This is a genomic window from Aquabacterium sp. T101 (genome assembly GCF_057219775.1).
The window spans coordinates 273,037-293,526 of the sequence record NZ_JBXVVZ010000004.1 but is presented as its reverse complement, the minus strand read 5'-3'; the positions used below and the strand labels follow the sequence as shown (position 1 = coordinate 293,526).

The following is a 20,490-nucleotide window of genomic DNA, read 5'->3' as shown; positions in this document are numbered from 1 at the left end:
CGAGCCTTCGTGAACCCTCCCGTCGCCCGCCGCGCCTTGCGGCGCGGTGCGGCTGCCCCGACCCTTTCGCGAAAGTCACGGACACCTCCATGTTCGACACGATCCATTTCGCGCGACTGCAGTCGATCGGACTGACGCCGCGCCTGCTTCAATCGATTCCCCCGCTGGCCGACGGCGACCTGCCGATGCGCGTGGCCGAGGTGCAGCGCGACAGCGTGCTGCTGCACGACGGCCAGGCCACCCACCGCGCGCGCGTGCTGGCCGCGCTGCACCACCGCCTGGCCGACGTCGACGACGCGCTGGCCGTCGGCGACTGGGTGCTGGCGCGGCGCAATGCGCTGGCCGAGTGGTGGGTGCACGAGCGCGTGCCGCCGGCCAGCCAGATCGCGCGCCGCCTGCACGACGGCCGCGACAAGGTCACGCGCGTGGTGCTGGTGGCCAACGTCGACACCGCGCTGGTGGTGATGGGCCTGGGCACGGACTTCAACCCGCGCCGGCTCGAGCGCTACCTCGCGTTCACGCGCCTGGCGCGCGTGGGTGCGGTGGTGGTGCTGACCAAGGCCGATCTCGTGGACGACGACCTGCGCGCCGCGCGCCTGCACGAGGCCATGGCGCTGGCACCGGCCGACGTGGCGGTGCTGGCGGTGGACGGCCGCACCGCGCCCGCCGCCACGGCGCTGGCGCCCTGGCTCGGGGCCGGCCAGACGCTGGTGGTGGTGGGCTCCAGCGGCGCGGGCAAGAGCACGCTGACCAACACCCTGGCTGGCCGCGAGCTGCAGACCACCGGCGCCACGCGCGAGGGCGACGGGCGCGGGCGCCACACCACCACCGTGCGCACGCTGCACCCGCTGCCCGGCGGCGCCTGCCTCATCGACACGCCGGGCCTGCGCACGCTGCGCCTGGACGCCGACGCTGCCGACGTGGTGCAGGCCTTCGACGACATCGCGAGCCTGGCCGGCGCCTGCCGCTTCCGCGACTGCCGCCACGAGGACGAGCCCGGTTGCGCGGTGCGCGACGCGCTGCCCGCGGCGCGGCTGAAGAACTTCCACAAGCTGCAGCGCGAGGCCGAGCGCGACGCGATGAGCGCGCTCGAACGTCAGGCGATGGTGGCGCGCTGGAAGGTGCGCAGCCGGGCCGGCCGGGCGCGGGCGCGGCAGAAGAAGGAGGTCTAGCCCCCGGCTTCGGGCGTCGACCGGGAGCGCCGGACGCCGCGCGCGCCGCTAGGATGCGCGGGCCGTGACACCCCGCCCGCCTCCGCCCCCGGCCCTGTCGCCGCTCGACCCGCGCGCGCGGCCGGCCGACGGCCTGGTGGTGGACCAGTTGGGCCCGGTGGCGTCGCTGGCCTTCAGCCTGCTCGGCCTGGGCCTGGGCGCGCTGCTGGTGGCGGGAACCCTTCTGCACGCGACGATGCTGCCGGTGCCGCAGGACCTGACGGGCGCGCGCCTGGTGCTTGGGGCGATGCTGTGCGCGGGCGGCGCCGTCGCGCTGTGGCTGCACCGGGCCGACCGCGTCGCAGCCAGCCTGAGCACCATGCTGCTCACCACGTCGTGTGGCGTGCTGGTCCATGGGTGGCTCAGCGGCCAGGGCATCCACAGCCCGGCCGTGATCGCGCTGGCGCTGTTCATCGGGTTGTCCGGGTCGGTGCTCGGGCCGCGCGTGGCCACCGGACTGCTCGTGCTGTATGCCGCCGTGCTCGGGGCCCTGGCCTACGGCGAGTTCAGCGGCCTGCTGCTCGGCCGCGCCTCGGCCGCGGCCTTGGACAGCCCAAGCCGCGCTTTCGGCCTGGTCTTCGTCGGCGGCGCCGGCTGGGCCGTGGCGCTGGTGATGCATCGGGTGCTCAACCAGGCGCTGCACGCCGCGCGCAGCGAGCAGGGCCGGCTGGCGGACCTGCTGCGCATCGGCAGCGACTGGGCCTGGCGCCTGGACAGCCGCGGGCGCCTGATCCACCTGTCCGACTCGTTCGAGGTGCGCACCGGCCGCGCGCGCGACGAATTCATGAAGCTGGGCCTGCCGGGCGGACCGCAGGCCGAGCAGCCCTCGCTCGACGAGCTGCGCGAGACGCTGCGCCGCCGCGAGCCGTTCCGCGACGTGCAGTGGAACGTGCGCTTCGCCGACGGCACGCTGCTGCACATGCGCTCCAGCGGCGAGCCCATCACGGACGCGGTGGGCAAGCACGGCGGCTGGTGGGGCATCAGCCGCGACGTGACGGCCGAGCTGGCCGCGGCGCGCGCCACGACCCAGGAGCGCGACCTCGCCGACCGCCTGTTCCGGGTCAGCCCCGACGCGCTCAGCGTGGTGGATCTCGCCAGCGGCCGGGTGCTGCTGGCCAACGCGGCCTTCGTCGCGCTGGCCGGGCGCCGCCACGACGAGGTGATCGGCCGCAGCGGACGCGAGCTGGGCCTGTGGAAGGACCCGCAGGAAGACCTGCGCATGGCCACCGCGCTGGCGGCCGGCGGCGGCACGCTGCGCGACTGGCGCACCACGGTGCTCACCCCCGACGGCGCCGAGCGCGAGGTGCAGGTCTCGGCGGCCGCCTTCGAGCGCGACGGCCGGCCGGTGGCGGTGATCGGCGCCCGCGACGTGACCGAGGCCGAGCGCGCGCGGCGCGAGGCCGACGCGATCCTGGACAACGCCAGCGTGGGCATCGCGCTGGTGCGCGACAGGCACTTCGAGCGCGTGAACCCGACCTTCGAGCTGATGCTCGGCCGCCCCGCAGGCTCGCTGGCGGGGCAGTCCAGCCGCGTGCTTTTCCCGGCCGCCGACCGCTACCAGCAGTTCATCGACCAGGCCGACGCGGCGCACCTGCGCGGCGAGACCTTCGACGTCGAACGCGAGGTGCCGCATGCCGACGGCCGCCGCGTGCTGGTGCGGGTGCGCAGCCGCGCGGTGGACCCGCGGCAACCGCGCGAAGGCGGCACGATCTGGATCCTGGAGGACATCACCGAGCGCCGCCGCGCCGAGACCGAGCTGGCGCTGGCCAAACAGCAGGCCGAGGCGGCCAGCCTGGCCAAGAGCGCGTTCCTGGCGACGATGAGCCACGAGATCCGCACCCCGCTCAACGGCGTGCTGGGCCTGGCGCGGCTGCTGCAGGACGAGCGCGACGCGCGGCGCAGCCAGGACTACCTGCAGCACCTGGTGGTGGCCGCCGAGGGGCTGGCCGGGCTGGTGTCCGACGTGCTGGACCTGTCCAAGATCGAGGCCGGGCACGTGGTGCTGGAGCACATCGGCTTCGACCTGCACGAGCTGGTGACGAGCGCCTTCCACACCTTCGCGCCGCTGGGCCGAGAGCGCGGCCTGACGATGGACTGCCGCATCGCGCCGGGCGTGCCGCGCGACGTGCATGGCGACCCGGGGCGGGTGCGCCAGATCGTCTCCAACTACCTGAACAACGCGCTCAAGTTTACCCCGCGCGGCCGCATCGAGCTGACCTGCGAGCCGGGCGACGACGGCCTCGTGCGCATCGCCGTCACCGACACCGGCATCGGCATCGAGGCGGCGGCGCGCGACCGGCTGTTCCAGCCGTTCTCGCAGGCCGACAGCTCGACCACGAGGCGCTTCGGCGGTACCGGCCTGGGCCTGTCGATCTGCCGCGAGCTGGCGGTGCTGATGGGCGGGCGCGTCGGCGCGGCCAGCGAACAGGGCCGCGGCAGCCGCTTCTGGGTCGAGCTGCCGCTGGTGCGCGCCGAAGGTGCCCCTTTGCAGATGCCGCGTCAGCACGAGTCGGCGCGCGCGCTGAACGGGCTGACGGTGCTGGTGGCCGAGGACAACCCGGTCAACATGCTGATCGTGCGGGCGCTGCTCGAGCGCCTGGGCGCCGCGGTGATCGAGGCCGACAACGGCGAGGCCGCGGTGCGCCAGGCGCGCGAGGCGATGCCGCGCCCGGACGCCGTGCTGATGGACCTGCACATGCCGGTGCGCGACGGCCTGGCCGCGGCACGCGAGCTGCGCGCGGACCCGGCCACGGCGGCGCTGCCGCTCATCGCGCTGTCGGCCGCGGTGCTCGAGCAGGAACGGCAGGAAGCGCGCGCCGCGGGCCTGACCGAGTTCCTCGCCAAGCCGGTGTCCGAAACCGACCTGCTGCGGGTGCTGGCGCCCCTGGCAGCCGCGCGCCGCAGCGTGCCGTCGACCTGAGCGGCCGGCCACACGCCGCGCGGGGCCGTCCTAGGTCTGCACCGACAGCGTCACCGCCCCTTCGGACCAGGCGCGCTCGAAGTCGGTCTCGGCGCGCTGCAGCGCGCCGGGGGCGTCGGCCACGCTGCGCAGGCCCACGGCGCGCCGCCGGCCCTGGCTCTTGGCGGTGTACAGCGCCATGTCGGCCAGGTTCAGCGCCCGCTCCCAGCCGATCGGTTCGGCGCGCGGCGGCAACGGGAACGCCGCATGGCCGACCGACACCGTGACCGGCAGCGAGCGGCCGTCGGCCAGGCGCACCGGGGACTCGCCCACGGCGCGCAGCAGGCGCAGCGCCAGGTCCTCCAGCGCCGCGCCCGCGATGTCGGGCGCCACCACGAGGAACTCCTCGCCGCCCCAGCGCACCAGCAGGTCGCCGGTGCGCACCGCCGCCTGCAGCCGTCGCGCCACCTCGACCAGCACCTGGTCGCCCGCGGCATGGCCCTGGTCGTCGTTGACGCGCTTGAAGTGGTCCACGTCCACCAGCAGCAGCGCGCCACGGAAGCCGCCCTCGCCGCTGCTCATCGCGTCCAGCCGCTGCTGGCCGCAGCGCCGGTTCGCGCTGCCGGTGAGCGGGTCGATCTCGCTTTGCTCGCGCAGCCGGGCCTGGCTGCGCTCGAGCGAGCGCTGCGTGGCCTGCACGCGCCGCAGCAGCACGCCCACCAGCAGGGCTGCTGCCGCCACCACCGCCGCGGCCACCACCCACAGGCGCTGCGTCAGCGCCTGGTTGTGCAGCTCGGACGCGGCGATGGCGTTGTCGCGCGCGGCCAGCTCGATGCGCCGCTGGTCGCTGTCGCGGTCGTAGCGCACGCGCAGGCTGCGCTCGGCGCCCTCGCGCTGCGCCGCCATGATGCGGTCGTTGAGGGCGCGCTCGCGGTGGAACAGGTCGAGTGCGGCGCGCGGCTGGCCGGCGTCGGCCAGCGCGTCGGCCACCTCGCGCAGCGCCCCGGCCTGCTCGCCCAGCGTGCCTTCGCTGGCCCACAGCTCGAGCATGCGCTCGGCCTGTACACGGGCCTCGGCGGCGCGGCCGAGCCCGATCAGCGCCAGCGCGCCGTTGTGCATCAGCGTGCGCTCGACGCGGCGGTCGTCGTGGCGGCGCACCGCGGGCAGCGCGCGCTGCACCGCCGCCAGGGCGTCGGCCGGCCGGCCGCGGCGCAGCATCAGGTCCGACAGGTTGGTCAGCGCCAGGGCCTCGAGCCGGGGCGAGGCCGCGGCCTGCGCTTGCTGCAGGGCGTCGCGCACGGCGCGGTCGAGCGCGGCGGCGTCGTCCAGCGCCGCCGCCGCTCGCGCCGCCAGCAGCGACAGGCGGGCCTGCACGTCGGGGCGTCCGGCGCCGCGCAGCGTCCGCTCGGCCCGGGCGAAGTCGCGCCGCGACGCGTCGCCGTCGCCGCGCAGCGCCTGCAGCCAGCCCAGCGTGCCCAGCGACCGGGCCAGCGGGCCCGGGTCCGCGCCGGCTTCGGCCAGGGCCAGCGCGGCGCCGGCGCGCACCCCGGCCTCGGCCAGGTCGCCGTCGTCGGCAGCCAGCCGCGCCAGCAGCAGCAGCGCGGTCACGCCGCCATGCCGGTCGCAGCCATCCTCGTCACCGGCCTGGCACAGCCGGGTGTAGGCGTCAGCGGCCAGCTGGGCATGGGTGGCCGCCTGCACCGAGGGGCCCCGCTGCTCGGCCTGCAGCGCACGCGCCAGGTGCGCGTCGGCCGCGGCCAGCGGCTGCAGCGCGGCCGGCAGGGCCTGCAGGCCCTGCAGCGCCTGCTCGAACTCGGCACCGTGGCCGCTGCGCGCCGCAACCCAGGCGCGCGTGCGCAGCCACAGCCGGGCCCGCGGCGGCGTCGACGCGTCGGCCCGGCGCAGCGCGGCCTGGGCGAGGTCGGGCCGGTCATAGCCCACGCGCAGCCAGTGCTCGGCCTGCTGGACGGGAGTCGTCGGCGCCGGCGACGCGGCCGCCGGAGGCGGCGCTGTCGTGCGCGGCGACGCCACGGCCACCGCGCACGACAGCAGCGCGACCCCGGCCACGCCGGCAAGCAGCGCCCTCATGCGGCCCGCCTTTCGCGCCACGGCGGCGGGCCCACGATGCCGACGAGTTCGGCACGGCCGTCGCGCCACGCGGCTTCGAGTTCGCGGCCGACCGCGGCCAGTGCCGCCTCGTCGGCGGCGTCGGCGCGACGCACGCCGTAGGCGCGGTGCCGGCCGTGGGCCTTGGCGAGGTACATCGCGGTGTCCACCAGTTCCAGCGCCAGCTCCCACGGCGGGCTCCAGGTCGCCGGAGCGAGCGGGAAGCAGGCGAAGCCGATCGACGCGGTGACCGGCACGCGGACGCTGCCCACGGCCACCGGCTCGTCGGCCAGCGACGCCAGCAGCCGCGCCGCCAGCGCCTCGGCCTCCTGCGGGTCGGCGCCGGCCACGCGCACGAGGAACTCCTCGCCGCCCCAGCGCACGACGAGGTCGTCCTCGCGCAGCACGGCGCGCAGGCGGCGCGCCAGTTCCACCAGCACGGCGTCGCCGGCGGCGTGGCCGTGGCGGTCGTTGATCTGCTTGAAGTGGTCCACGTCGATCAGCATCAGCGTGCCTTCGAGGCGACCCTGGCCGGCGCGCATCGCGGCCTGGAAGTGGCGCCGGTTGGCCAGGCCGGTGAGCGCGTCGCGGCGCGACAGCTGCGCGAGCTGGGCATTGGTGTGCGCCAGCATCCGGTTGCCCGCGCTCAGGCGGCGCAGCAGCAGCACGCCCAGCGCCGCCACCAGCGCGCCGAACAGCGCACCGCCCGCCCAGAGCCACTGCTCGAGCTGGCGTGCCACCAGCTGCGAGCGCTGGTAGCGGCCGTCGCGTTCCAGCAGCTCCAGCTCGCGCCGGCGCTGCTCGTGCTCGAAGGCCTCCTGCAGCTCGGCGAGGTTGCGCTGCTGGTCGCGCTGGAACAGCTCCTGCGATCGACGGCGGTGCTCGCGGAAGGCGGCATAGGCCTCGGCGGCGTGACCCGCGCGCTCCAGGTAGTGGCCGAGCTCGTCGTACATCGACACCTGCGAGGCCAGGGCGCCGCTCTTCTCGTCGATCTCCATCGACGCGCGCACCAGGCGCAGGCCCTCGTCCTTGTGCCCGAGCATGATCTTGGCCAGCCCGATGTTGGCCAGCGCCACCGACTCGGACGTCGGGTCGTGCAGCGACCGCGCCAGCGGCAGTGCCGCCTGCGCATGCTCGATCGCCTGCCGGTAGTGGCCCTGGCGCAGCGACAGGTCGGCGAGGTTGGCCATCGACAGCACCTCGTCGCGGCGCGAGCCCGCCTGGCGCGCGTGGTCGAGCGCGGCCAGCATCGCATCGCGCTCGGGCGCCGAGATCGCGGTGCGCTCCTCCTGCACCAGCAGGATCGACAGGTTGTTGTGCAGCACGGACAGCGCGCGGTGGTCGCCCGAGGCCTGCGCCAGCGCCATGCCGCTGGCCATCAGCTCGCGCGCGCGGGCGCTCTCGCCGGCGTCGTGCAGGGTCATCGCCAGCGACGAGCGCAGCTCGGCGCGCATCCAGTCGGGCGCCGGCAGCGCATCGGCCAGCGCGATGGCCTCCTGGTAGCGGCGCACCGCGGGCTCGGACTTGCCGCCCTGATCGAGCAGCGACGCGTGCTGCATCACGAAGCGCAGCCGCAGCGCCGGTGGCAGGTCCGCCTCGCGCTGGCGGGCCAGGGCGTCGACCAGCAGCCGCTCGGCCCGGCCCACCGGCCCGTGGCGGCGCAGCCACTGCGCGCGCACCGCGTCGGCCGCGGTGCGGGCCCATTGCATCGCCGGCGTGGCCACCGGGCCGGCCTCGCCGAGGCGGCGCAGCGTCTCCAGCGTGCCTTCCATCGCCGCCTGCCGCAGCAGCGTCACCTGCAGGCCGCCGATCACGAGCAGGGCCTCCACGTCGGCGGCGGGATCGCCGGCCAGGCGCGGCCGCAGCGCCTCCAGCAGCGGCAGCACCTCTTCCGGCTGGGCACGCGAGCGCTGCACCAGCGCCGCCAGCTCGGCCCGGGCGGACGGCTCGGCAGCGACGGCGGAAGCGGCCGGCTCATGCCCGGCCCGGGCCGTGCCCGGCGCGGCCAGCAAGGCGGCGACGCAGCACGCGCCCAGGAACGCGGACCGGAGTCCGGACGGGAGCACGGACAGGAGGGCGCGGCCGGCGGGACGGGCCTCGGGGTTCATGAAGGAGCTATCGGCCGGAAGGGCGGCGGGCGGCGTGAGGACTTCACGGCCCGGGGCGGTGCGTTCGGCGCGGGCGGCGGGGCCTGCAGGGCACGTCCGGAAAAAAGTCGGGGAGCGGGACGTTGGTTTGGCGCCGGAGCGCTCTCCTCACCAGCGCCGCGCCCGCTCCCCTCTGGACGTCAACCTCGGGTCCGAAAACGCAACGACATCGGGCGCGGCGTCAGCCGCGCTTGAAGAAGAAGCACAGCTGCGCCGGGGCGTGACCCGACTGCAGCACGCGCGCCGAGGCGGGCGCGGCCTTGGCCGTGGACGGCCGCTGCGGCGCGGCCTGGGCCACGGCGGCCGCCGCGGCCATGGCGGCGACGGCGGACTTGGCGATGGGGCGGGACTGAAGGACCATGGCGGGCTCCTCGCGGCTCAGGCGGCCGGCCGGCCGGCACGCAGCGGCTCGTCGGCGGCCAGGGCCAGCGCGGCGCGCTCGATCCAGTCGTCGACGCTGGCGCCGGAGGGCAGGCGCGTGCCCGACGACAGGCGCAGCAGCGACGAGGCGCCACCGGGGGTGCGGGCGCCGGCCGGGCGCAGGCGGGCCAGCGGCATCGGGCGGGACAGAGCGTGCTTGGTCATGGTGCTGTTCTCCTCGTGCCGCGACACACGAGAACGTGTCGCGGGCCCGCGTGAGAACGCAGATTCCATGCCATGGCCGGCGGGGTCACGCAGTGTGCAGTCGGTCACGACGCGCGGCCGCGGCGCCTGCACGCCGCGTCGGTCGGCCAACCTCGCGTTACAACGCGGCCGCGGCTGGGCAGCGGCCCTCAGGCCGCCTGGTAACCCCGCGGCACCGCTGCAAGCAGACGTTGCGTGTAGGCCTCGCGCGGCGCGGCGAGGATCTGCTCCGCGCCGGCCTGCTCCACCACCACGCCGTCCTTCATCACCAGCACCTCGTCGCTGATGAAGCGCACCACCGCCAGGTCATGGCTGATGAACACGTAGGCCAGGCCGAGCTCGTCCTGCAGGTCCTTCAGCAGGTTGAGCACCTGCGCCTGCACCGACACGTCCAGCGCCGACACCGCCTCGTCCAGCACCAGCACCTCGGGGTCGAGCGTCAGCGCGCGTGCGATGGCGATGCGCTGGCGCTGGCCGCCGGAGAACTCGTGCGGGTACTTGCCGAAGGCGCTGGCCGGCATGCCGACCTTGTCCAGCAGCGAGCGGGCGCGCGCCTCGCGCGCGGCGAGGTCGGCGCCGATGCCGTGGATGGCCATCGGCTCGACCAGGGTCTGGCCGATGGTGAAGCGCGGGTTCAGGCTGGCGTACGGGTTCTGGAACACCACCTGGATGCGGCGCCGGATCGGCTGGCGCTCGCGGTCGGACAGCGCCAGCAGGTTGCGCCCGTCGAACAGCACCTCGCCCTGCACCGGGCCCGAGTTGGGCTCGTGCAGGCGCAGCAGCGTCAGGCCCATCGTGGTCTTGCCCGAGCCGGACTCGCCCACCACGCCCAGCGTGTGACCCCGGCGCAGCTGGAAGTTCACGTTCTGCACCGCCTTGAACTCGCGCCGGCCGAACAGGCCCTGCTTGATCCAGAAGCTCTTGGACAGCGACTTCACCTCGATGACGACCGGCGCGGCCGGGTCCTTGGGCTTGGCCTCGGCACGCGCGGCGCGGCCGGCGATGTGGTCGTCGATGACGGTCAGGCGCGCCGGGTTGTGCGCGAGGCTCGGCCGGCAGGCCAGCAGCGCCTGGGTGTAGGCGTCCTTCGGGCGGGCGAAGATCTCGGCCACCGGGCCCTGCTCGCGCAGGACGCCGTGGCGCATCACCAGCACCTCGTCGGCGATCTCGCCGACCACGCCCAGGTCGTGGCTGATGAACAGCACGCTCATGCGGTGCTTGCGCTGGATCTCGGCGATCAGCTCGAGGATCTGGCGCTGGATGGTGACGTCCAGCGCGGTGGTCGGCTCGTCGGCGATCAGCAGCTTGGGCTCGCAGGCCAGCGCCATGGCGATCATCACGCGCTGCTGCTGGCCGCCGGACAGCTCGTGCGGATAGGCCGACAGCCGGCGCTTCGGCTCGGGCATGCCCACTTCCACCAGCGCCTGCTCCGCGCGCTCGAGCGCCGCCTTGCGCGACAGCTTCAGGTGCTTGACGAGCGGCTCGCACAGCTGGTCACCGACCGTGAACACCGGGTTCAGCGAGGTCATCGGGTCCTGGAACACGCAGGCGATGTCCTTGCCGCGCAGGTGCTGCAGCTCGGCCAGCGGGGTCTGGAGCAGGTCCTTGCCCTGCCACAGGATGCGGCCGCTGCGCTCGGCGTTGTCGGGCAGCAGGTTCAGGATCGACATCGCGGTGACGCTCTTGCCCGACCCCGACTCGCCCACCAGCGCCATGGTGCGGTTCTCGGCAATGTCGAACGACACCCCGCGCACGGCTTCCGCCCGCTGGACGACCCCGCCCACCTTGCCCATGCGGAACGCCACCCGCAGGTCCTGGATGCTCAGCAACATAGACAACCTTCAGACGAAAGACACAGCACCGCAGACCCCGGGTGCCCACTCAGCAGACGCCGCGGATCCGGCTCAGCCGGTCCGCCGGCGTCGCCCCCCCGGGGGGGAGCGGCGAAGCCGCAACGGGGGGGGGTCACTCCAACCCCCGCAGCTTCGGATCCAGCGCGTCGCGCAGCGCGTCCGTCATCAGCGAGAACGCCGTGACGAACACCGCCATGAAGGCCGTGGCCGCAGCCAGCTGCCACCAGTGGCCGAGGATCAGCTCGCTCTGCGCCTCGGCCAGCATCGTGCCCCAGGACACGTCGTCCACGCCGACGCCCAGGCCCAGGTAGGACAGGATCACCTCGGCCTTGATGAAGCCCACCACCAGCAGGCTCATGCGCACCAGCACCACGTGGCTGATGTTGGGCAGGATGTGCACGAAGATGCGGCTCCAGACGCTGGCGCCGATGGCCTCGGCGGCGCGCACGTAGTCGCGGCTGCGGTGCTTGATGAACTCGGAGCGCACCTGCCGGTACAGGCCCGACCAGCCGGTCAGGCCCAGGATCAGCACCACGGTGGAGATGCCGCGGCCGAACACCGCCGCGAAGGCGAAGATCAGCAGGATGCCGGGGATGGCCTCGAACACGTTGTAGAGCCATTCGAGGAAGTCGCCGATCTTGCCGCCGAAGTAGCCCGACAGCGCGCCCAGCAGCGTGCCGATGGCGGTGGCCACCAGCGCGGCCATCACGCCGACGAAGACCGAGATCTGCGTGCCCTTGATCGCCTTGGCCAGCACGTCGCGGCCGAAGCGGTCGCCGCCCATCGGCAGCGTCTCGGCCTTGACCGTGTCCTCCGTCTTGAACTTGGCGGCGCGCTCGTCCCACTCCTTGTAGCGCGGCGCCAGCGGGTCGATCGCCGACAGGTCGACGTTGGGGCCCTTGGGCACCTCGATCGCGCCGATGGCCTCGGGGGGCTTGGGGCCGATGAAGGTCGGCGCGGCGTTGGGCACGCCCACCTCCTTCTGCCACTGGCTGGCCACCACGCCGGCACCGGCCAGCGCGATCAGCAGCAGGAACAGCACCACCACCACCGAGGCGGCAAGCCCCACGCGGTCGGTACGGAAGCGGCGCCACGCGGCGTGCCAGACGCCCTCGCTGCGCTCGATGGGCGCGGCCGCCGCGCCGGGATGCACGGCCGCGCTCACTTGAGCACCACCCGCGGGTCGACCAGCTTGAAGCACAGGTCGACGATGAGGTTGATCAGCATCGTGATGAAGGCCAGGTAGACGGTGACGGCCTGGATGACGGGGTAGTCGCTGCGGTTGACCGCCAGCAGCACCTCGCGCCCCAGACCCGGGATCGAGAAGAACACCTCGATCAGGAACGAGCCGACGAAGATGCCCGGCAGCTGCAGGCCCACGTTGGTGAGGATCGGGATCATCGCGTTGCGCAGCACATGCCGGAACAGCACCGTGTTCTCGGTCAGGCCCTTGGCGCGCGCGGTGCGCACGTAGTCGTGGCCCAGCTCGTCGAGGAAGAAGCTGCGGTACAGGCGGGTCTGCGGCGCCAGGCCCACCATCACCGCCAGCAGCACCGGCAGCGGCGCGTAGGTGACGAGGTTGGTCCAGACGCTGTCGCTCCAGCCCTGCACCGGGAACCAGCCGAGCTGGAAGCCGAACAGGTACTGGCCGACGATGATGTAGACGAGGAAGCTGATCGACAGCGCCACGGTCGTCACGACCATGATCGTGCGGTCGGACAGCGAGCCGCGGCGGTAGGCCACCCACATTGCGATCGGCAGCGCCAGCAGCACGTCCAGCACCAGGATCGGGATCATGACCGTCAGCGTGGCGGGCAGCCGGGTGGCGAACAGGTTGCTCACCGCCTCGTTGGTGGCCCAGCTCTTGCCCCAGTCGAAGGTGACGATGCTCTTGAGGTAGATCCCTAGCTGCACCCACACCGGCTGGTCCAGGCCGAGCGACTGCCGGATGGCGGCGATCTGCTCCGGCGTGGCGTTCAGGCCGCCCAGGATCTCGGCGGGGTCGCCGCCGAAGTACTTGAAGAGAAAGAACACCAGCAGCACGACGCCGAACAGTGTCGGCACCATTTGCCACAGGCGCCGTATCAGATAGGCCGCCATGGTCCAGGGATTCCTTTGTCGCCCCTCGTGAGGGAGGCGCGAGTGTAGGTCGGCCGGTGCAAGCTCCGGGCCAGCGTTTGCCCCGAGACCCCCCCGCCCCGGACCCCTTCCTGCGGCACCGGCCCGCGGGGGAGCGCCCGGCAACCGCGGGTCAGACCGCAGGCCGGGCGGCGCCCGCGCCGCTAGACTGCCGCTCTTTCGACGCTGTCCCCGGGCCATGAAACCCACCCTGTTGCTGGCGCTGGCCACGAGCCTGGCGCTGGCTGCCAGCCTTGCGCTCGCCCAGAGCACACCGCCGAAGTCCGGCGCCCCGGCACCCGCCCAGGCCAAGGTGCTTCGCTATGCGTTCCCGGTCGCGGAGACCGGGTTCGACCCGGCGCAGATCACCGACCTGTACTCGCGCACGGTCACGGCCAACATCTTCGAGTCGCCGCTGACCTACGACTACCTGTCGCGGCCGGCCCGGCTCAAGCCGCAGACCGCGGCCGCGATGCCCGAGATCAGCAGCGACTTCCGCCGCTTCGTCTTCCGCATCCGCCCGGGCATCTACTTCGCCGACGACCCGGCGTTCAAGGGCGCCCGGCGCGAGCTGGTGGCGGCCGACTACGTCTACGCGATCAAGCGCTACTACGACCCGCAATACAAGAGCCCGAGCCTGTTCCTGTTCGAGAACGCCAAGCTGCTGGGCCTGTCCGAGCTGCGCCGCAAGGCCATCGCCGACAAGACGCCGTTTCCCTACGACACCGAGGTGCCGGGCCTGCGCACGCTGGACCGCTACACCTTCGAGGTGGTGCTGGCCGAGCCGGCGCCGCGCTTCGCCTTCCTGTTCGCCGACCCCAACACCACCGGCGCGGTGGCGCGCGAGGTGGTGGAGGCCTATCCCGGCAAGGCGATGGAGCATCCGGTGGGTACCGGCCCGTTCATGCTGAAGCAGTGGGTGCGCAGCGCGAGGATCGTGCTGGAGCGCAACCCGGGCTTTCGCGAGCAGCGCTACGACGAGACCGCGCCCGCGGGCGACGCACAGGCGCGCGCGGTGGCCGAGCGCATGGCGGGGCGCCGCCTGCCGATGATCGACCGCGTCGAGGTCAGCATCATCGAGGAACAGCAGCCGCGCTGGCTGGCCTTCCTGGGCGAGGAGCACGACATGCTCGAGCGCCTGCCCAACGAGTTCGCGCCGATCGCCGCGCCGAACAACCGGCTCGCGCCCAACCTGGCCAAGCGCGGCATCCAGATGGGCCGCGTGCCGCTGGTGGACGTGACGCTGGCCTACTTCGGCATGGAGCATCCGGTGGTGGGCGGCTACACGCCAGACAAGGTGGCGCTGCGCCGCGCGCTGGCGATGGCCTACGACGTGACGCGCGAGATCGAGACGCTGCGCCGCGGCCAGGCCGTGCCGGCGCAGAGCCTGATCGCCCCCCAGCTGTCCGGCTACGAGCCGGCCTGGAAGAGCGAGATGAGCGACCACGACCCGGCCCGCGCCAAGGCCCTGCTCGACCTGTTCGGCTACGTCGACCGCAACGGCGACGGCTGGCGCGACCTGCCCGACGGCAGCCCGCTGGTGCTGGAGTACTCGGCGCAGCCCGACCAGCAGTCGCGCCAGCAGCAGGAGCTGTGGAAGAAGGCGATGGACGCGATCGGCGTGAAGATCGAGTTCAAGATCGCCAAGTGGCCGGAGCAGCTCAAGGCCAGCCGCGCCGGCAAGCTGATGATGTGGGGCGTGGGCTGGAGCGGCACCAGCCCCGACGGCGCCTACTTCCTGGACCTGCTCTACGGCCCCAACAAGGGGCAGGCCAACCATGCACGCTTCGACCTGCCGGCGTTCAATGCGCTGTACGAGCGCATCGACAACATGCCCGACGGGCCCGAGCGCGAGGCGCTGATGCGCGAGGCCAAGGCCCTGTCGGTGGCCTACATGCCCTACAAGGCCACCAGCCACCGCATCGCCACGGACCTGATGCACGCGCAGGTCAGGGGCTTCGTGCGCCACCCGTTCATGCGCGAGTGGTGGCGCTACGTCGACGTCGAACGGCCGGACCCGCGATGAGACCGACCCAGGCCGGCAACTTCGCGACCCGCGTGGCGGCGGCCGCCGGTGCGGCACTCGCGCTCGCGCTGGCGCTGACCGCCCCGGGGGCGGTGGCCAACGACGCGCCGCGCAAGGTGCTGCACGTGGCCTTCCGCAGCGCCGAGTCGGGCTTCGACCCGGTCAAGATCAGCGACATCTATTCGCGCACCGTCACGCCGCACATCTTCGAGGGCCTGTACCACTACGACCACCTCGCGCGGCCGGCGCTGATCCGGCCGCTGATCGCCGCCGCCCTGCCCGAGTCGTCGCCCGACTTCCGCACCTGGACCATCCGCATCCGCCCCGGCATCCACTTCCAGAGCGATCCGGCCTTCAAGGGCGTGCGTCGCGAGGTCACGGCGCAGGACTTCGTCTACCCCTTCCAGCGCATTGCCGACCCGGCCAACAAGAGCCCGCTGTGGGGCTGGATCGAGTCGCAGGGCATCGTTGGCCTGGCCGAGGCGCGCCAGGCCGCGCTCGACGGCAAGAAGCCCTTCGACTACGACGCGCCGGTCGAGGGCGTGCGCGCAGTCGACCGCTACACGATCCGCTTCACGCTCAAGCAGGCGCGCCCGCGCTTCGTGGAGACGCTCACCAGCTCGGACCTGCTGGGCGCGCAGGCGCGCGAGGTGGTCGAGCGCTACGGCGACAAGATCGACGAGCACCCGGTGGGCACCGGGCCGTTCCGCCTGAAGCAGTGGCGGCGCAGCTCGCTGATCGTGCTGGAGCGCAACCCCGAGTACCGCGAGGTGCTCTACGACGCCCGGCCCGCGCCCGACGACGCCGCCGGGCAGGCCCTGCTCGCGCGCCTGAAGGGCCAGCGCCTGCCGATGGTCGACGAGGTGCGCGTGTCGATCATCGCCGAGGCGCAGCCGTACTGGCTGTCGTTCCTCAGCGAGCAGATCGACAGCACCTCGGGCCTGAACGGCGCGGTGCCGGGCGAGTTCGTGCCGCAGGCGATGCCCAACGGCAGGCTCGCGCCGAACCTGGCCAAGCGCGGCATCCAGGCCGCGCGCGTGGTGACCTCCGCCACCGGCCTGACCATGTTCAACATGGAAGACCCGGTGATCGGCGGCTACACGCCGGAGAAGGTGGCGCTGCGCCGTGCCATCTCGCTGGCCTACGACATCGACCGCGAGACCCGTGTCCTCCGGCGCGGCCTGGCGATTCCCGCGCAGTCGCCCGTGAGCCCCGGCACCACGGGCTACGACCCGCGCTTCAAGAGCGAGAGCTCCGAGTACAGCCCGGCCCGGGCCAAGGCGCTGCTCGACCTGTACGGCTACGTCGACCGCGACGGCGACGGCTGGCGCGAGCTGCCTGACGGCAAGCCGCTGGTGATCGCCTTCTCGACGCAGTCCGACCAGACCAGCCGCGAGTTCGACACGCTGTGGAAGAAGAACATGGACGCGGTCGGCCTGCGGACCCGGTTCGACGTGGGCCAGTGGGGCGAGCAGCTCAAGGCGGCCCGCGCCGGCAAGCTGCAGATGTGGTCGCTGTCCAGCTCGGCCGCCGGCCTGGACGGGCACAGCGCGTTCATGCGCATGCACGGCCCGCAGGTCGGCGGGCAGAACCTCGCGCGCTTCAAGCTGCCCGAGTTCGACGCGCTGTACGACCGCATGTCCGCGCTGCCCGACGGCCCCGAGCGCGAGGCCCTGTTCCTGGAGGGCAAGAAGATCGCCGCCGCCTACCTGCCCTACCGGGGCACCGTGCACCCGATCTCCACCGACATGTGGCACCCCTGGGTGGTGGGCTTCCGCCGCCCGCTGTTCTGGAACGAGTGGTGGCACATGATCGACATCGACATGACCCGAAAGCCCCCCCGCCCATGACGCCCCGGATCCTCCGAACCCTGGTCACCGCGCTGGCGGCGCTGGCCGTCACCGCCGCGGCGGCGCAGGACGCCGCCCCGCGCAAGGTGCTCCACCTCGCCTTCCGCAGCGCCGAGTCGAGCCTGGACCCGGCCAAGGTGAGCGACCTTTACTCGCGCACCGTCACGCCGCACATCTTCGAGGCCCTCTACCAATACGACCACCTCGCGCGTCCGGTCAAGGTCAGGCCGCTGATCGCCGCGGCCATGCCGGAGGTGTCGGCGGACTACCGCACCTGGACCGTCAAGCTGCGCCCGGGCATCTACTTCCAGAGCGACCCGGCCTTCAAGGGCGCGCGGCGCGAGGTCACGGCACAGGACTTCGTCTATCCATTCCAGCGCATCGCCGACCCGGCCAACAAGAGCCCGCTGTGGAGCTGGATCGACACCTACAAGATCGTCGGCCTGGCCGACGTGCGCAAGGCGGCGCTCGACAGCAAGAAGCCCTTCGACTACGACGCGCCGATCGAGGGCGTGCGCGCGCTGGACCGCTACACGCTGCAGATCCGCGTCACCGACCCGCGGCCGCGCCTGATCAACGGGCTGCTCGCCGGATCGGACCTGCTCGGCGCCCAGGCGCGCGAGGTGGTGGAGTTCTACGGCGACAAGATCGACCAGCACCCGGTGGGCACGGGGCCGTTCCGGCTCAAGCAGTGGCGGCGCAGCTCGCTGATCGTGCTCGAGCGCAACCCCGAGTACCGCGAGCGCTTCTACGACGCCGAGCCCGCCGCCGACGACGCCGAGGGCCAGGCGCTGCTGGCGCGCTTCAAGGGCCGGCGCGTGCCGCTGATCGACGAGGTGCGCGTGTCGATCGTGCCCGAGGCGCAGCCCTTCTGGCTGTCATTCCTCAACCGGCAGACGGACATCCTGGGCACCAATGCGGGCAGCCTGCCCGGCGAGTTCGTCACCCAGGCCATGCCCAACGGCAAGCTCGCGCCCAACCTCGCCAAGCGCGGCATCCGCGCGTCGCGGCAGGTGAATTCCGACACCGGCTTCATCATGTTCAACATGGACGACCCGGTGGTCGGCGGCTACACGCCGGAGAAGGTGGCGCTGCGCCGCGCGATATCGCTGGCCTACGACAACGACCGCGACATCCGCCTGATCCGCCGCGGCCAGGCGATCCCGGCGCAGTCCAACGTCGTGCCGCATACCACCGGCTACGACCCCGCCTACAAGAGCGAGATGAGCGACTACAGCCCGGCGCGCGCGAACGCGCTGCTGGACCTGTATGGCTACGCCGACCGCGACGGCGACGGCTGGCGCGAGCTGCCCGACGGCCAGCCGCTGTCGCTGGTGCGCACCACGCAGCCCGAGCAGATCAACCGCGAGATCGACCTGCTGTGGAAGAAGAGTCTCGAGAAGATCGGCATCCGCACCACCTTCCTGGTGCAGCCCTTCGCGGAAAACCTCAAGGCCGGCCGCGCCGGCAAGTTCCAGGTCTGGGCCCTGGCCGGCAGCGCCGCCGACCCGGACGGCCAGGGTTCGCTGCAGCGCTTCGACTCCACGCAGGCGGGCGGGCAGAACATGGCCCGCTTCCGCAACGCGCGCATGGACGAGGTCTACCGCGGCCTGTCGATGCTGCCCGATGGCCCCGAGCGCGAGGCCCTGTTCCGCGAGGCCAAGATGATCGGCGCGGTGTACATGCCCTACCGCGCACTGCACCACCGCATCTCCACCGACATCTGGCACCCCTGGGTGGTGGGCTTCCGGCGCCCGCTGTTCTGGCAGGAGTGGTGGCACCTGGTGGACGTGGACATGGCGGCCAAGGCGGCGCAGTGAAGCTCGGGCGTCGCGCCGTCCTCGCCGCGGGCGCCCTGGCCGGCGCCACGACGCTGGCATCGGCCCAGGGCGGCGGCGTCGCCGGCCGGCCCGGCGGCCGCAAGGTGCTGCGCCTGCCGCTGACGTCGCCGGAGACCTCGCTCGACCCGGTGCAGATCCACAGCGACCGGAACTCCAGCATCGTCATCGCACACATCCTGGAAGCGCCGCTGGCCTACGACTACCTGGCGCGTCCGGCGCGCCTGGTGCTGGCCACCGCGGCCGCCCTGCCCGAGGCCTCGGCCGACTTCAAGGTGTTCACGGTGCGCATCGCACCGGGCATCTATTTCGACGACGACCCGGCCTTCAAGGGGCGCCGCCGCGAGCTCGTCGCAGCCGACTACGTGTATGCGATCAAGCGCTTCTACGACCCGAAGTACGCCTCGGGCGACCTCTACATCTACGAGTCGCTGAAGCTGCCCGGGCTGACCGAGCTGCGCCAGCGGGCCCTGGCCACGAAGCAGCCGTTCGACTACGACGCGCCGGTCGAAGGCGTGCGCGCGCTCGACCGCTACACGCTGCGCGTGACCCTGGGCGTGCCCAACCCGCGCTTCGTCTACGTGATGGCCGACCCCACCTACTTCGGCGCGGTGGCACGCGAGGTGGTCGAGCACTACGGCGACGACATCGGTGCGCACCCGGTGGGCACCGGCGCCTTCCGGCTCAAGAGCTGGCGCCGCGCCTCGCGCATCGTGCTCGAGCGCTCGCCGACGTTCCGCGGCCAGCGCTACGAGGGCACGCCGGCGGACGATCCGCTCGCGCGCGAGATCGCCGCCGGCCTGGCCGGCAAGGTGCTGCCGCTGGTGGACGAGGTGCAGCTCGACGTGGTGGAGGAGGACCAGCCGCGCTGGCTGTCGTTCCTCAACGGCGACTACGCATGGCTGGCCCTGCCCGGGCCCTACGCGCCGCGCGCCGCGCCCAACGGCACGCTCGCCCCCTACCTGGCGCGGCAGGGCATCCGGCTGCAGAAGAGCCTGCAGCCCGACATGGGCATGAGCTTCTTCTACATGGACGACCCGGTGGTCGGCGGCTACACGCCCGACAAGGTGGCGCTGCGCCGCGCCATCGGCCTGGCCTTCGACGGCGACACCTACATCCGGCGCGTGCTGGGCGGGCTGGCCATTCCCGCCCAGTCCACCATCTCGCCCTTCACCTCCGGCTACGACCCGGCCTACAAGAGCGAGATGAGCGACTACTCGCCCGCGCGTGCCAAGGCCCTGCTCGACCTGTACGGCTACGTCGACCGCGACGGCGACGGCTGGCGCGAGCTGCCCGACGGCCGGCCGCTCGTGCTGCGCATGTCGTCGCAGTCCGACCAGCGCTCGCGCACCAACAACGAGCTGTGGAAGCGCTGCATGGACGCGGTGGGCCTGCGCATGGAATTCGACATCAGCACGTGGCCCGAGCTGCTGAAGAAGAGCCGCGCCGGCACGCTGATGATGTGGGGCTATGCCTGGAGCGCCACCTCGCCCGATGGCGGCTTCTTCCTGGCCATCGCCTATGGCCCCAACGCCAGCGAATCGAACGACCCGCGCTTCATGCTGCCGGCCTTCGACCGCCTCTACGAGCGCCAGCTCGTGCTGCCCGACGGCCCCGAGCGCGACGCCGTGATGCGCCAGGCCAAGGACACCCTCGTGGCCTACATGCCCTTCAAGGTGCACTCGCACCGGATCTCGCTCGACCTGGTCCAGCCGGGCACCCGGCACTACTGGCGCCACCCGTTCATGCGTGACATCTGGCGCTTCGTGGACGTGCCAGCCACCTGAATCGGGCACCCGATGGAAGGCCGGGGTGGCC

13 protein-coding genes are annotated in these 20,490 nt (G+C 72.9%); 6 read left to right on the top strand and 7 right to left on the bottom strand.

The annotated features are described in order from the left end of the window. The first annotated feature begins 89 nt into the window (after positions 1 to 89). Both rsgA and AC2EAQ_RS13005 read left to right on the top strand, forming a co-directional pair. Positions 90 to 1,172, top strand: coding sequence for a ribosome small subunit-dependent GTPase A (gene rsgA, locus AC2EAQ_RS13010; RefSeq protein ID WP_484644578.1), 1,083 nt, complete (start codon positions 90 to 92; stop codon positions 1,170 to 1,172). Positions 1,173 to 1,236: 64 nt separating this feature from the next. Then, positions 1,237 to 4,131, top strand: coding sequence for a PAS domain S-box protein (locus tag AC2EAQ_RS13005; RefSeq protein WP_484644575.1), 2,895 nt, complete (start codon positions 1,237 to 1,239; stop codon positions 4,129 to 4,131). Between the two features lie 30 nt (positions 4,132 to 4,161). Here the strand turns inward: AC2EAQ_RS13005 and AC2EAQ_RS13000 are convergent, their stop codons facing one another. From AC2EAQ_RS13000 to AC2EAQ_RS12970, 7 genes are all read right to left on the bottom strand, one after another. Next, complete coding sequence (locus AC2EAQ_RS13000) at positions 4,162 to 6,198, bottom strand: diguanylate cyclase domain-containing protein (RefSeq protein ID WP_484644573.1); 2,037 nt, start codon at positions 6,196 to 6,198, stop codon at positions 4,162 to 4,164. Next, entirely contained in the window at positions 6,195 to 8,324 is a 2,130-nt protein-coding gene (locus tag AC2EAQ_RS12995) for a GGDEF domain-containing protein (RefSeq protein ID WP_484644571.1), read from the bottom strand. Before AC2EAQ_RS12995 ends, AC2EAQ_RS13000 begins: the two co-directional genes overlap by 4 nt. A gap of 220 nt (positions 8,325 to 8,544) precedes the next feature. Beyond that, complete coding sequence (locus AC2EAQ_RS12990) at positions 8,545 to 8,724, bottom strand: hypothetical protein (protein ID WP_484644569.1); 180 nt, start codon at positions 8,722 to 8,724, stop codon at positions 8,545 to 8,547. A gap of 17 nt (positions 8,725 to 8,741) precedes the next feature. Further along, positions 8,742 to 8,948 (bottom strand): hypothetical protein, encoded by a 207-nt coding sequence (locus AC2EAQ_RS12985; RefSeq protein ID WP_484644567.1) that lies wholly within the window; start codon positions 8,946 to 8,948, stop codon positions 8,742 to 8,744. Positions 8,949 to 9,136: 188 nt separating this feature from the next. After that, on the bottom strand, positions 9,137 to 10,819 hold the full coding sequence (locus tag AC2EAQ_RS12980; RefSeq protein ID WP_484644565.1) for an ABC transporter ATP-binding protein: 1,683 nt from the start codon (positions 10,817 to 10,819) through the stop codon (positions 9,137 to 9,139). A gap of 133 nt (positions 10,820 to 10,952) precedes the next feature. Further along, on the bottom strand, positions 10,953 to 12,005 hold the full coding sequence (locus tag AC2EAQ_RS12975; RefSeq protein ID WP_484644563.1) for an ABC transporter permease: 1,053 nt from the start codon (positions 12,003 to 12,005) through the stop codon (positions 10,953 to 10,955). After that, on the bottom strand, positions 12,002 to 12,940 hold the full coding sequence (locus AC2EAQ_RS12970; RefSeq protein ID WP_484644561.1) for an ABC transporter permease: 939 nt from the start codon (positions 12,938 to 12,940) through the stop codon (positions 12,002 to 12,004). Before AC2EAQ_RS12970 ends, AC2EAQ_RS12975 begins: the two co-directional genes overlap by 4 nt. Positions 12,941 to 13,157: 217 nt before the next feature. On the opposite strand from AC2EAQ_RS12970, the gene AC2EAQ_RS12965 reads away from it, so the two are divergent. From AC2EAQ_RS12965 to AC2EAQ_RS12950, 4 genes are read left to right on the top strand one after another with little or no spacing between them, the layout of a single operon-like run. Further along, positions 13,158 to 14,984 (top strand): ABC transporter substrate-binding protein, encoded by a 1,827-nt coding sequence (locus AC2EAQ_RS12965; RefSeq protein ID WP_484644559.1) that lies wholly within the window; start codon positions 13,158 to 13,160, stop codon positions 14,982 to 14,984. Next, positions 14,981 to 16,834 carry an ABC transporter substrate-binding protein gene (locus AC2EAQ_RS12960; RefSeq protein ID WP_484644557.1) on the top strand — a complete coding sequence of 618 codons (1,854 nt, stop codon included), beginning with the start codon at positions 14,981 to 14,983 and terminating at the stop codon, positions 16,832 to 16,834. The genes AC2EAQ_RS12965 and AC2EAQ_RS12960 overlap by 4 nt, the downstream gene beginning before the upstream one ends. After that, positions 16,831 to 18,654 (top strand): ABC transporter substrate-binding protein, encoded by a 1,824-nt coding sequence (locus tag AC2EAQ_RS12955; RefSeq protein ID WP_484644554.1) that lies wholly within the window; start codon positions 16,831 to 16,833, stop codon positions 18,652 to 18,654. Before AC2EAQ_RS12960 ends, AC2EAQ_RS12955 begins: the two co-directional genes overlap by 4 nt. Further along, positions 18,651 to 20,459: an ABC transporter substrate-binding protein gene (locus tag AC2EAQ_RS12950; protein WP_484644550.1), complete on the top strand. Its 1,809-nt coding sequence runs from the start codon at positions 18,651 to 18,653 to the stop codon at positions 20,457 to 20,459. Before AC2EAQ_RS12955 ends, AC2EAQ_RS12950 begins: the two co-directional genes overlap by 4 nt. The last annotated feature ends 31 nt before the right edge of the window (positions 20,460 to 20,490 follow it).

Excerpts from the sequence above, each read along its gene's own strand:
- rsgA (WP_484644578.1), top strand. The coding sequence starts at position 90 with ATGTTCGACACGATCCATTTCGCGCGACTGCAGTCGATCGGACTGACG.
- AC2EAQ_RS13000 (WP_484644573.1), bottom strand. The coding sequence starts at position 6,198 with ATGAGGGCGCTGCTTGCCGGCGTGGCCGGGGTCGCGCTGCTGTCGTGC.
- AC2EAQ_RS12995 (WP_484644571.1), bottom strand. The coding sequence starts at position 8,324 with ATGAACCCCGAGGCCCGTCCCGCCGGCCGCGCCCTCCTGTCCGTGCTC.
- AC2EAQ_RS12990 (WP_484644569.1), bottom strand. The coding sequence starts at position 8,724 with ATGGTCCTTCAGTCCCGCCCCATCGCCAAGTCCGCCGTCGCCGCCATG.
- AC2EAQ_RS12985 (WP_484644567.1), bottom strand. The coding sequence starts at position 8,948 with ATGACCAAGCACGCTCTGTCCCGCCCGATGCCGCTGGCCCGCCTGCGC.
- AC2EAQ_RS12980 (WP_484644565.1), bottom strand. The coding sequence starts at position 10,819 with ATGTTGCTGAGCATCCAGGACCTGCGGGTGGCGTTCCGCATGGGCAAG.
- AC2EAQ_RS12970 (WP_484644561.1), bottom strand. The coding sequence starts at position 12,940 with ATGGCGGCCTATCTGATACGGCGCCTGTGGCAAATGGTGCCGACACTG.
- AC2EAQ_RS12965 (WP_484644559.1), top strand. The coding sequence starts at position 13,158 with ATGAAACCCACCCTGTTGCTGGCGCTGGCCACGAGCCTGGCGCTGGCT.
- AC2EAQ_RS12960 (WP_484644557.1), top strand. The coding sequence starts at position 14,981 with ATGAGACCGACCCAGGCCGGCAACTTCGCGACCCGCGTGGCGGCGGCC.
- AC2EAQ_RS12955 (WP_484644554.1), top strand. The coding sequence starts at position 16,831 with ATGACGCCCCGGATCCTCCGAACCCTGGTCACCGCGCTGGCGGCGCTG.